The organism is Streptomyces sp. NPDC002573 (assembly GCF_042889625.1).
GTDB lineage: Bacteria > Actinomycetota > Actinomycetes > Streptomycetales > Streptomycetaceae > Streptomyces > Streptomyces gibsoniae.
In genome coordinates, this window is sequence record NZ_JBIARC010000128.1 from 1 (window position 1) to 12305 (window position 12305).

10 protein-coding genes and 1 pseudogene are annotated in these 12305 nt (G+C 69.4%); 9 read left to right on the forward strand and 2 right to left on the reverse strand.

All coding sequences use genetic code 11. The features are described 5' to 3' along the window. Positions 1-882: IS3 family transposase (locus tag ACFYX0_RS44280; protein WP_388980607.1), on the reverse strand; the 882-nt coding region annotated here is incomplete at its 3' end. A 64-nt stretch (positions 883-946) separates the two neighbouring features. On the opposite strand from ACFYX0_RS44280, the pseudogene ACFYX0_RS44285 reads away from it, so the two are divergent. Beyond that, positions 947-1207, forward strand: a pseudogene (locus tag ACFYX0_RS44285) (integrase core domain-containing protein); the annotation flags it as partial. A 377-nt stretch (positions 1208-1584) separates the two neighbouring features. On the opposite strand, the gene ACFYX0_RS44290 reads toward ACFYX0_RS44285, so the two are convergent. Continuing rightward, entirely contained in the window at positions 1585-1734 is a 150-nt protein-coding gene (locus ACFYX0_RS44290) for a transposase domain-containing protein (protein ID WP_388980610.1), read from the reverse strand. 414 nt (positions 1735-2148) lie between these two features. On the opposite strand from ACFYX0_RS44290, the gene ACFYX0_RS44295 reads away from it, so the two are divergent. From ACFYX0_RS44295 to ACFYX0_RS44330, 8 genes are all read left to right on the forward strand, one after another. Next, a complete protein-coding gene (locus ACFYX0_RS44295; protein ID WP_388980612.1) occupies positions 2149-3177 on the forward strand; it encodes a LacI family DNA-binding transcriptional regulator in 1029 nt (342 codons plus the stop codon). A gap of 119 nt (positions 3178-3296) precedes the next feature. Next, positions 3297-4571: an ABC transporter substrate-binding protein gene (locus tag ACFYX0_RS44300; RefSeq protein ID WP_388980615.1), complete on the forward strand. Its 1275-nt coding sequence runs from the start codon at positions 3297-3299 to the stop codon at positions 4569-4571. A gap of 129 nt (positions 4572-4700) precedes the next feature. Beyond that, positions 4701-5543: a carbohydrate ABC transporter permease gene (locus ACFYX0_RS44305; protein WP_388980617.1), complete on the forward strand. Its 843-nt coding sequence runs from the start codon at positions 4701-4703 to the stop codon at positions 5541-5543. 1 nt (position 5544) lies between these two features. After that, positions 5545-6438, forward strand: a complete 894-nt coding sequence (locus tag ACFYX0_RS44310) for a carbohydrate ABC transporter permease (RefSeq protein ID WP_388980620.1) — start codon at positions 5545-5547, stop codon at positions 6436-6438. A gap of 63 nt (positions 6439-6501) precedes the next feature. Next, entirely contained in the window at positions 6502-7518 is a 1017-nt protein-coding gene (locus tag ACFYX0_RS44315; protein ID WP_388980628.1) for a glycosidase, read from the forward strand. Next, positions 7515-8741, forward strand: coding sequence for a Gfo/Idh/MocA family protein (locus tag ACFYX0_RS44320; RefSeq protein ID WP_388980622.1), 1227 nt, complete (start codon positions 7515-7517; stop codon positions 8739-8741). Before ACFYX0_RS44315 ends, ACFYX0_RS44320 begins: the two co-directional genes overlap by 4 nt. 216 nt (positions 8742-8957) lie before the next feature. Beyond that, complete coding sequence (locus ACFYX0_RS44325; RefSeq protein ID WP_388980631.1) at positions 8958-10538, forward strand: glycoside hydrolase family 13 protein; 1581 nt, start codon at positions 8958-8960, stop codon at positions 10536-10538. Next, entirely contained in the window at positions 10531-11907 is a 1377-nt protein-coding gene (locus ACFYX0_RS44330) for a phosphomannomutase/phosphoglucomutase (RefSeq protein WP_388980625.1), read from the forward strand. Before ACFYX0_RS44325 ends, ACFYX0_RS44330 begins: the two co-directional genes overlap by 8 nt. The last annotated feature ends 398 nt before the right edge of the window (positions 11908-12305 follow it).

The window sequence follows — 12305 nt, forward strand, 5'->3', positions numbered from 1 at the left end:
CCCGCTCCACAGGCAGGGAGCGCAACCCGCGTGAGCACACGTCCCGGCGCACGCCCTCACAGTGATCGGCTGCACCAACCAGCGGGACACCATCATCGTCGGCAGGTACGTGATGTCGCCGACCAGTTTCGTGCCGGGCTTCTTGGCGGTGAAGTCACGGCCGACCAGGTCCGGGGCCGCGGCTGCCTTGGCGTCCTGCCTCGTCAGGTGGCGGCGCCGGCGGCGGGTGATCCCGCGGATGTCGCGCTCACGCATGATCCGCTCGACCCTCTTCCGGTTGATGTCGTGGCCCCTGCGCCGCAGCTCGGCGTGCACCCGCGGAACGCCATACGCGCCACGAGAAGCGGCGTGGATCTCACGAATGCAACCGGCCAACTCATCATCGGCGCACTGCCGTTCGGCGACGGCCGGCCGCGCGGCGAGCCACGAGTAGTAGGTGGAGCGGTTGACGCCCAGGACTCGACACAGCCGCGCAACGCTGTAGCCATCGGGGTTCGCCTGTGCGACCGAAGCCCGGTAGTCCAGTCGGCCGCCACGGGTCGCGGCATTGCTCCGCAGTTCCCGGGATACCGTCGATGGATCGCGGCCGAGACGTCGCGCGGTCTCCCGGACTCCGATGCCCTGCGCTTTGAGGATCGCGATCTCTTCACGCTCGTGAAACGACAGGTAGCGGCCGGACTGCGGAGCAAGATCGATTGGTGGCGTGCCGCCACCGTGACGGAACCATCTGCAACCCGCCGCCTGGGATACGCCAACCGCATCTGCCGCCTCCTCGGCGAGCAACCCCTTCGCGATTTCCCGCCAGAACTGACGTTCGACTTCCCGTCGAAGCGCCGGCGCACCCGGGGACTTCATCGGCGACCGTCCAGTCAACGCCGCCATCCACCCTGCTGGCCTGCCCATCAACACCTCCGAGGACGAGGTGTTGCAACGACCGACTGAATCCGCCCAATATACGTCGGCCGCGTTTGCCCGGGTCTGTGACCGGTACGGCATTCGCAGGAGCATGGGCAAGGTCGGCTCGAGCTACGACAACGCCCTGGCCGAGAGTTTCTGGCAGGGACTCAAGCGAGAAACGATGCACGGGAAGCTGTTCGTGACGATGCGACAGGCAAGGCTGGAGATCTTCCAGTGGCTCGCTTACTACAACGCCCGCCGACGCCACAGTGCGCTGGGCTACCTCTCCCCAATGGAGTTCGAACAGTAGCACCACCAGACAGCTAGACTCTCCCGCGCAGCATGAACCCCTGTGTCCACACTCCGGGGGTCACCTCATGGATGCCGCACTCCACCAGGCCGACCATGCGCAACTGTGGGTAGCCGACGTCCTGTTCCCCTCGCCCGAAGCGGGGAGGACGATGGAACGCCTTTACGCTCGCGCTCGTGTCGGGCAAGTCGCATGGGATGCCGTCGATCGCGGTCAGCCGCCAGCCGTGGTAGAAGGCACCCTGAGTGTCCCGTGTGGCAGCCGGACGGCCAACGCGCCAACAGTTGCCGCAGCGGCGCCACACCCAGCCGAGACCTGGCTTTCCAGATCGCCGGCGTACTGGGCACCGCCCACGACGCAGGCCGACGCCGCGCCCCCTACAAACCCGCGGTCAGCAGCCGGGCGACCTCCTCATGGCTCTGCCGGGAGGACAGGCACATCGCCAACACGAAGTAGACCACCCGTCGGACCGGCAGTAGCCGGTTCCGCTGCTGCCCCCGGCCCGTCTCCGCCAGCACCTCATCCACCAGCGACGCGCACCCGCTTCGGGTGCTGGCTGCACGGCGGTTCGCCAGCTCGTACGTCAGTGGCGTGGTGCCGGTGTCCGTGCGGGCGCGGCACCGACAACGACCTCCTGAATGTCGGCGGCTGACGATCGCCGCGATCTATAAAAATGGGCTATTTCGTGTGAACGGTATCAAAAGGGAGAGATTTTATCGGGCTCTTGACTTGAACGGCAGATGGAGCTGAAGCTACGAACCGCCATTTAAACCGGTTCAAGTCTCCGGCTGTCTCCTCGCCCTCTGGCGCTGAGCCCTGGAGCACCTCTGTTCCGGGAACTCATGCCGTCCGTCCAGGCGCGGTCGTGGGACCCGGGTGGCAGAGGCGAACCGGTGCAGGAGTCGTAGGTGTTCCCGAGCGGCAGAAACCGGAGTGCGCGCATGGCCCGTCGTCCCACGATTGCGGATGTGGCCCAGTTGGCCGGGGTGTCCCGAGCGACGGTTTCCTTCGTTCTCAACAACCGCCCTGGTGTGGCGCTCACCACGCAGCAGCGCGTGCGGTCCGCGGCCGAGGAACTGGGGTGGACCCCGAGCCGCAGCGCGCGGGCACTGTCCACGGGCCGCACACGTGCCGTCGGCCTCGTTCTGACCCGCGAACCGGAACTGATCGGCACCGATCCGTTCTACCCGGCGTTCATGGCGGGCATTGAGGCTGTGATATCCGAGACCGGCGACGGTCTGATGCTGCAGATGAGCCGTCCCGGCGACGAGGTGGAGACCTACCACAGGCTTGCCGCCGATCGGAGGGTCGACGGTGTCTTCCTCACAGACCTGCGCCAGGACGACCCACGGCCGGCACTGGTCAAGGAGCTCGGTCTGCCCGCGGTCGCCGTGGGCGCGATCGAAGCGGACACCGACGTGCCGACGGTGAACCTGGACGACCGTCCCGCCGTCCGCAACGCCGTGCGCCACCTGATCGAACTGGGACATCGCGACATCGCCTACGTGGCGGGTCCCGACGACTTCGTGCACGCACGGCGCCGCCGCCAGGCATGGGCGGACGCGCTCGCCGAGGCGGGCCTGCCCTGCGGGACGTCACTGCCCGGAGGGTTCACCGCCGAGGGCGGGGCTCAGGCGACCCGGGCGCTGCTGACCCGAAGCAGTCCCCCCACCGCCATCGTGTACGGCAACGACCTGTCGGCGACGGCCGGTATGGCGGTCGCCCAGAACGCGGGCCTGCGGCTGCCGGAGGACCTCTCGGTGGTCGGCTTCGACGACGTCCCCCTGGCGTCCTGGACCAGTCCTCCGCTGACGACCTGCCGCGCCAACCCCACCTCCTGGGGCCGGGCCGCCGCCCAGGCGCTGATGGAGACCATCGAGCAGGGCACCGCAGGCGACGTCGAACTGGCCCCGGCCGCGCTGGTGATACGGGGCTCGACCGGCCCCGTCCCCGTCCGCGGGGGTCGATGACCGCCAGTGACAGCGGTCCCCAGATCTTTCTTTCCCTTTCCCCGGCAAGGCGGCCGACGAAAGCCCAGCGACGTCGTTCCCGCCGACCGACTCCCCTTCAGTAAGGAACGGAACCTCCAATGAAGAAGGCCCTCCTCGCCATGCTGCCGGCAGCGGCTCTGGCACTGACCGCGTGCGGCGGCGGTTCGGACTCCGCCAGCGCGGGAATCGACGCGCATGGTCCGATCACCGTTTGGTACTCCAACAACGCGCAGGAGGTCGCCTGGGGCAAGAACATGGTGGCGGCCTGGAACGCCGCCCACCCCAAGGAGAAGGTGAGCGCGCAGGAGATCCCGGCCGGCAAGAGCTCCGAGGAGGTCATCGGCGCGGCGATCACCGCGGGCAACGCGCCGTGCCTGGTCCTCAACACCGCTCCGGCGGCCGTGCCGGGCTTCCAGAAGCAGGGCGGGCTGGTCGCGCTCGACGACTTCCCCGACGGCAAGAAGTACCTGCAGTCCCGGGTCGGCGGCCGCCTCGACCAGTACAAGTCCCCGGACGGCAAGTACTACCAGCTGCCGTGGAAGAGCAACCCGGTGATGATCTTCTACAACAAGGAGCTCTTCAAGAAGGCCGGTCTGGACCCGGAGCACCCCAAGCTGGCCAGCTACCAGGACTTCCTGGACACCTCGCGCAAGCTGGTCAAGAGCGGTGTGTCCAAGGCCGCCATCTGGCCCGCGCCGACGTCCGAGTTCTACCAGTCCTGGTTCGACTTCTATCCGCTGCTGGCGGCGCAGACCGGTAAGCAGCTCGTCCAGGACGGCAAGTCCCAGTTCGCCTCGCCCGAGGGCATCAAGGCCGCCGGCCTGTGGAAGACCATGTACGCCGAGGGCCTGGCTCCGAAGGAGACCTACAACGGGGACGCCTTCGCCGACGGCAAGGCCGCGATGGCCACCGTCGGTCCGTGGGCGGTCTCCGTCTACGGTGACAAGGTCAAGTGGGGCGCCGTGCCGGTGCCGACCGCCGACGGCACGGCCGGCAAGGGCACCTTCAGCGACGAGAAGTCCATCGGCATGTACACCGCCTGCAAGAACAAGGGCACTGCCTGGGACCTGATGAAGTTCGCCACCAGCAAGGAGCAGGACGGCAAGCTCCTCGAGGCGACCGGCCAGATGCCGATGCGCCAGGACCTCAAGTCCACCTACCCGTCGTACTTCGCCTCCCACAAGGACTACGAGGCCTTCGCGGAGCAGGCTGACCACACCATCGAAGCGCCGAACGTGCCGAACTCGGTCGAGGTCTGGCAGACCTTCCGCGACGCCTACACCAAGGCCGTCATCTTCGGTAAGGGAGACCTCGGCAGCAGCCTGAAGGATGCCGCCGCCAAGGTCGACAAGCTGGCCGTCGAGGGGCAGTGACCCGCCGCCATGTCCTCCACCACTCATGACGCCCAGGGCCCCGGGCGCGCTGCCCCGGGGCCCGGAGGGACGGCAGCGAGGCGGCGACCGCCGTGGCGGTTGCGGCTCGGCGGGCACCAGCCCATCGGCATGCTGTTCGTCTCGCCGTACCTGCTCTATCTGGCCGCGATCTTCGTGTATCCGCTCGGCTTCGCCGTGTGGCTGTCCTTCCACGACTACTTCTTCACGGCCCCCGGTGTCCAGGTCGACCGGCCCTTCGTGGGCCTGGACAACTACACTACGGTGCTCACCGACCCCGAGGTGTGGCGCTCCTTCGAGAACATCGCCGTCTTCCTCGTCATCAACGTGCCCCTGACGGCGGTGGCCTCACTGGTCCTCGCCAGCGCACTGAACAAGAAGCTGCGATTTCGCTCCTTCTTCCGGACGGCGTACTACATCCCCTACGTCACGGCCAGCGTCGCGGTCGTGGGTGTGTGGCTGTTCCTGTTCAACTCCGACGGCCTGGTCAACCGGTCCCTCGGCCCACTGGCACCGGATCCCTCCTGGCTGGTGAACTCACACCTCGCGATGCCGATGATCGCGGTCTTCGTCGCCTGGAAGCAACTGGGCTTCTTCATCGTGCTGTACCTGTCGGCACTGCAGAACGTGCCCAACGAGCTGTACGAGTCGGCGGCCCTCGACGGCGCCGGAAAGCTCCGTACGTTCTGGTCGATCACGATCCCCGCGGTGCGCCCCGCCACCCTTCTGGTTCTGATCCTCGCCACGATCACCGGCGCCAACCTGTTCACCGAGCCCTACCTGCTCACCAGCGGCGGCGGCCCCGACGGGGCGACTACGTCCCCCGTCCTGCTGATGTACCAGCGCGGTCTTCAGCAGGGCCATCCCGACCAGGCGGCCGCCATCGGCGTGATCCTCGTCATCCTGGTCACCGCCATTTCACTCATCTACCGCCGCTTCACGGAAAGGGACTGAGATGACCACTGACATCACAGCTCCGCCCGCCCGGAAGCGCCGGCACAAGGTGGACGTCCCGGGAAAGCGCTCTGGTTCGCTCGGATCGAAGATCGCGCTGCTCATCGGTGCCTTCGCCTTCCTGTTCCCCTTCTACTACATGATCATCGGTTCCCTGCAGAAGGAGCCGGACTCCAGCCCGACCGGGGCGTTCCCCGACCCGGGCAACCTGAGCCTGCACAACTACGCGGCGATCAACTCGGCGATCTCGCTGGGACGCTCGCTGGTGAACTCCGGAATCTTCACCGGTGGCGTGATCATCTGCACCACCGTCTTCGGACTCCTCGCCGGATACGCGCTGGCCCGCCTGCACTTCCGCGGCCGGGGCTCGACGTTCGCCCTCGTCCTGCTCGTTCAGGTCGTCCCGTTCCAGCTGCTGATGATCCCCCTCTACGTGCTGATTGTCCGCGACTACGGCCTGGCCGACTCCTACCTGGGCATGATCCTGCCCTTCGCCATCAACACCAGCGCCGTGTTCATCTTCCGGCAGTTCTTCCTGCAGCTGCCGCCCGCCCTGTTCGAGGCGGCCCGCATGGACGGAGCCGGCGAACTGCAGATCCTGTTCCGCATCGCGGTGCCGCTGTGCAAGCCGGCCCTGCTCACGGTGGTACTGCTCAGCTTCACCGGCCCCTGGAACGAGTTCCTGTGGCCGTTCCTGGTCACCAAGCGGCAGGACATGCAGCCCCTGGCTGTGTCCCTGGCCAACTACATCAGCACCGTCTCCTCCTCCGCGGCCAACCCGTTCGGCGCCATCCTCGCCGGGGCCTGCGTACTGGCGGCGCCCGCGGTCGCGCTCTACATCGTCTTCCAACGCCGCTTCACCTCCACCGACATCGACGCAGCTACGAAGGGCTGAACCCCTGTGAACGACAGCACCACCACCGCCATCCCCTACCGCCTCACCAGGGTCGGCGTCGTCATGTCGCCGCTGCCCGGCGTGGCCAATGAGGTGGAGGGCGTGCTCAACCCCGCCTCCGGCCGCACGCCCGACGGCAAGCTGCACCTGCTGCCGCGACTGGTCGCCGAGGGCAACGTCTCCCGGGTCGGGTTCGCCGAGGTGACCCTCGACAACGGTGTGCCCACCGGTGTGGAGCGCCGCGGCGTCGTCCTCGAGCCCGACGAAGGCTGGGAGCGCGGCAAGAACAACGCCGGCGTGGAGGACCCCCGCACCACGTGGATCGAGGCCCTGGGCCGGCACGTCATGTCGTACGTGGCCTACGGCCCGCTCGGCCCCAAGCCGGCCCTCGCCGTCTCCGAGGACCTGGTGAACTGGGAGCGGCTCGGCCCGATCCAGTTCGAGTACCAGCCCGACCTGGACACCGACCTCAACCTCTTCCCCAACAAGGACGTCGTGCACTTCCCCGAGCCCGTGCCGGGCCCGGACGGCGGCCTGTACTTCGCCATGCTGCACCGGCCGATGTGGGACCTGGGCTGGTTCCGCCCCGGCGAGGGCGTCCACCTGCCCGCCGGCGTGACCGACGAGCGCCCCGGCATCTGGATCTCCTACGTCCCCGTCGACGAGGTGAAGCAAGACATTCGCGCCCTCACCCGGCCCCGCCACCACCGTCTCGTCGCCCTGTCCGAGCACCCCTGGGAGGACCTCAAGATCGGTGCCGGCCCGGCCCCGATCCGTGTCGAAGAAGGCTGGCTCCTCATCCACCATGGTGTCTCCGGTCACATCGAGGACCCCTTCGCCCAGGTGCAGACGGTCAACTACGCGGCCGGCGCGATGATCCTCGACCCCGCCGACCCGGCCCAGGTCCTGGCCCGCACCGCCGAGCCGCTCATGGCCCCGGAGACCGAGGAGGAGCGCTCCGGCACCGTGCCGAACGTGGTCTTCCCGACCGCCATCGAAGAGGTCGACGGCGTGCGGTACGTGTTCTACGGCATGGCCGACGCACACATCGGCGTCGCCCGCCTGGACCGCGCCGAATGACACCCGTACCCGAATCGGACTTCGGGCTGGCACTGATCGGCTGCGGCGGCTTCGGGGCCTACGTGCTGGACGCGGTGCGAGACATCCCCGGACTGCGCATCCTCGTTTGCGCCGACCCCGACCGCGACCGGGCCGCCGCGCTGGCCGAACGGCACAGTGCCACCGCCTGCGCGAGCGTTGCGGAGGCGGTGGCGCACCCGGGCGTCGACGTGGTGGTCCTGGCCACCCCGCCGGCCGCTCACGCGGACGCGGCCGTGCAGGCCCTGCGCGCCGGCAAGCACGTCTTCTGCGAGAAGCCGATCGCCGCCAGCCTCGAGGACGCCGCACGTGTCAAGGAGGAGGCGGACCGCTCACCCGGCGTCTTCGTCGTCGATCACGTGCTGCGCTACAACCCGGTCCTGCGGCTGCTCCAGCGGCTCGGCGGAGAAGGGCTGCTGGACCCACTTCGGAGGTTCGCCTTCGAGAACGACGCCTCCGACGAGAACCTCGGCCCGGACCACTGGTTCTGGGACCCGGCCCACAGCGGCGGCATCCACATCGAGCACGGCGTGCACTTCTTCGATGCCGCCGCCGCCCTGATGGGCAGCGACCCGGTCGCGGTCCAGGGCACGGCGGTGCGCCGGGACGGCGGCCCGGTGGACATCGTGGTGGCCACCGCCACCCACCCCGGCGGCGCCGTGGCCACGCACACCCACTCGTTCACCCACGCCCACCGCGCCGAACGGCAGTTGATGCGCCTGGACTACGGCTTCGCCGAAGCCCGGGTCACCGGCTGGATCCCCACCTTCGCCACGGTCACCGCCTGGACCGACGAGGCGGGCACCGCCCGCTGGGAGCGGCTGCCCGAGCGGGCCGGCGGCCTCCTCGAGGTCCCCGGCCTGCGTCCGCACGGGCAGGAGCGGATCACGGTGTCGGTGACCCGTGGCGCAGGCTCGGAGCATCCGGCCTCTGGCCGCGGCGTCACGCGGGTGGTCCCGCACCGGGTCGACTGCGTGATCGATCTGGGGGGCGAGGCACGCAAGCCGTACGTCTACACCGAGAGCGTGCGGGCGGCCATGACCGACCTGCTGCACTGCGCGGCGCACGGCGCCACCCCGGTGGCCGACGCCCACGCCGGAATGGCCGCGGTCGCGGTGGCGGAGGCGGCGACCCGGTCCGCGGAGACCGGCCGCACACTGCCCGTCACCATCCCGTCCCCCTCGTTCGCGGGAGGAGCCGGATGACCATGTCCGGAACTCCGGACGACGCCACCTCCGTGCCCGGGGGGGGGGGCGGCCGGGGCCGGGGGGGGGGGGGGGGGGCGCCCCCCCCCCGCCCCCCCCCCCCCCCCCCCCCCCCCCCCCCGCCCCCCGCCCCCCCCCCCCCCCCCCCCCCCCCGGGCGGGGGCGGCCCGAACGGACACTGCCGCCCCGTGGTGGCGGGACGCCGTCTGCTACGAGATCTACCCCCGCTCCTTCGCCGACAGCGACGGGGACGGCACAGGCGACCTGCCCGGTGCCACCGCTCGGCTGGAACATCTGCGGAGCCTGGGCGTGGACGCGGTGTGGATCACGCCCTTCTACCCCTCGCCGCTGGCCGACGGCGGCTACGACATAGCCGACCACACCGCGGTCGCACGCGACCTCGGCAGCACGGCCGACTTCGACGTACTGGTGGAGCGGGCCCACACCCTGGGCCTCAAGGTCCTGATCGACCTGGTCCCCAACCACACCTCCGACCAGCACCCCTGGTTCCGCGCGGCAGCCGCCGCCGGACCGGGCTCGCGGGCCAGGCAGCGGTACGTCTTCCGGCCGGGCCGCGGCGCGAACGGCGAACTGCCGCCCAACGACTGGCAGTCCGCGTTCGGCGGTCCCGCCTGGACCAGGGTCGGCGAACCGAACGGCAGCCCCGGCGAGTGGTACCTGCACCTGCACGCGCCGGAGCAGCCGGACCTGAACTGGCGCGACCACGAGGTCGTCACCGACTTCGAGCGCATCCTGAAGCACTGGCTCGACCTCGGAGTGGACGGCTTCCGGGTCGACGTCGCCCACACCCTGTTCAAGGCGGAGGGCCTGCCCGACGCCGGCCCCGGCCAGCACCAGGACATCCACCGCAACCACCTGATGCCCTACTACGACCAGGAAGAGTTGCACCCGCTGTTCCGCAACTGGCGTGCGCTGCTGGACAGTCACCCCGCGCCCACCGGCGCGGTGCCTCCCCGCGAACGGGTGATGGTGGCCGAGACCGGCATCTTCGAACGCGAGCGGCTGGCCCGCTACGTCAGCCCTGGCGAGATGCAGCAGACCTTCAACTTCGCGTTCCTGGAGTGCCCGTGGGACGGGAAGGCGATGCGCGACGTGATCGAGGAGTCCGTGGCCGCCATGCAGGCCGTGGGCGCGCCGGTCACCTGGGTGCTCTCCAGCCATGACGCGGTCCGGCCGGTCACCCGCTACGGCGGCGGCCGGATCGGTGAGCGCCGGGCCCGGGCCGCCGCCCTGCTGATGCTCGCCCTTCCCGGCGCGTCCTACGTCTACCAGGGCGAGGAACTCGGTCTGCCACAGGTCGAGTTGCCCGACGACCGGCTGCGCGACCCGCTGTGGGAACGCTCCGGACACCGCGAGCGCGGCCGGGACGGATGCCGGGTACCACTGCCCTGGAAGGGTGCCACCGCCCCGTACGGCTTCAGCACCGCCGTCCCCGAGGACTGCTGGTTCCCCCAGCCCGCGGACTGGGCGGGACTCACCGCCACGGCACAGGAGAACGACGCGGACTCCGTGCTGGCGCTGTACCGCAGAGCGCTGCAGCTACGACGCGCTCACCCGGCCGCGGACACGGTGCTGAAGCTGGACGGTCCCGACAGCGGCGAGTGGTTCGGCTTCGAACGCGGGCCGGGCCTGCGGTGCGTGGTCAACTTCGGAGCGCAGCCGCTGCCACTGGACGACGACGCCGAGGTGCTGCTGTCCAGCGCACCGGTCGACGGCCGAAGCGTCCCGCAGGACACGGCCGTATGGATGACGTACAAGGAGAAGCACAGTGAGTGACAGGCCCAGCGTTGACCTCTCCGGCCTGGTGAAGGCCTACGACATCCGCGGCACTGTTCCCGATCAGCTCGACGAGGGCCTCGCCAGGTTGTTCGGCGCCGCCTTCGTCGAGACGACCGGAGCGGAAGCGATCGTGACCGGACACGACATGCGCCCCAGCTCCCCGGGGCTGGCACGCGCCTTCGCGGAGGGCGCGGCCGGGCGCGGCGCCGACGTGACCGAAATCGGCCTGTGCTCCACCGACGGGCTGTACTTCGCCAGCGGCATCCTGCAGCGTCCCGGCGCGATGTTCACCGCGAGCCACAATCCCGCCCAGTACAACGGCATCAAGATGTGCCGAGCGGGCGCGGCACCGGTCGGCCAGGAAACCGGTCTGCGGGAGATCCGCACACTCGTGGAGGGCTGGTCCGCCGGCCTGCAGCTGCCCGCGACCGATCGCGCGCCCGGCTCCGTCACCCAGCGGGACATGCTCGGGGACTACGTCGCTCACCTCCTGGGCCTGGTGGATGTCTCCACCATCCGCCCGCTGAAGATCGTGGTGGACGCAGGCAATGGCATGGGCGGTCTCACCACCCCCGCGGTCTTCCGTGACCTCCCGGTGGAGGTCGTCCCGATGTACTTCGAGCTGGACGGCACCTTCCCCAACCACGAGGCCAACCCGCTGGACCCGAAGAACATCGTCGACCTGCAGCGCCGCGTGCGGGAGACCGGGGCCGATCTGGGCCTGGCCTTCGACGGTGACGCGGACCGCTGTTTCGTCGTGGACGAGCGGGGTGAATCTGTCTCGCCGTCCGCCGTCACCGCCCTGATCGCAGTCGGCCTGCTGACCGAGCACCCGGGGAGCACGATCATCCACAACCTGATCACTTCGAGGGCCGTGCCCGACGTGGTGCGCGAGCTTGGGGGCACGCCGGTCCGCACCCGGGTGGGACACTCCTTCATCAAGGCCGAAATGGCGCGTACCGGCGCGTTGTTCGGCGGCGAGCATTCGGCGCACTACTACTTCCGCGACTTCTGGTTCGCCGACAGCGGCATGCTGGCGGCCCTTCATGTGATCGCTGCTCTCGGCGGCCGGCGGGGCCCGCTGTCCGAGCTGGTCGACCAGTACAAGCGGTACGCGGCCTCCGGCGAGATCAACTGCGTTGTCCGTGATCAGCAGCACTCGCTCGCCCAGGTCCGCGAGACCTTCGCCGGCCGGGACGGAGCGGTCACCGACGGGCTCGACGGACTGACGATCAGCGCCGCCGAGTGGTGGCTGAACCTGCGCCCCTCCAACACCGAGCCGCTGCTCCGGCTCAACGTGGAAGCGCCGGACACGGAAACCGTCGCCCGACTGCGCGACGAGGTTCTGGCGATCGTCCGCGACTGAGCTCAACTCACTGCCCAGCAGGGCTTGTCTGCCTCGGCGAGTGCCACGCGGACGGCGTGGAGGGGCGGCACCTTGTCTGCGAGCCGGAGGACCTGGGGCTGCTCCCGTCGGGGCATGCGCGCGGACGTACCCCGTGAAACGCAGTGCGTGGCCAGGCGGCCGTGATGTAGGCGTGACATTTGACGACACCCAGATCCGTCGCTGACGGGAGTCAGGATGTGACGGACTGGGGGCCAGACTGGGGGCCGAACGGAGCAGCCGAAAGACGACAGGTTCGGACTGAAATGGACGCTGCCGGACGGCGGGTCATGTCCCGCGGGGTGGTGTAGTCACGGCAGCTGTTTCGGTTCCGGTTGTGGGGTGATCTGCGGTTCAGGTTCGGTTGGCTTGGTGGTGAA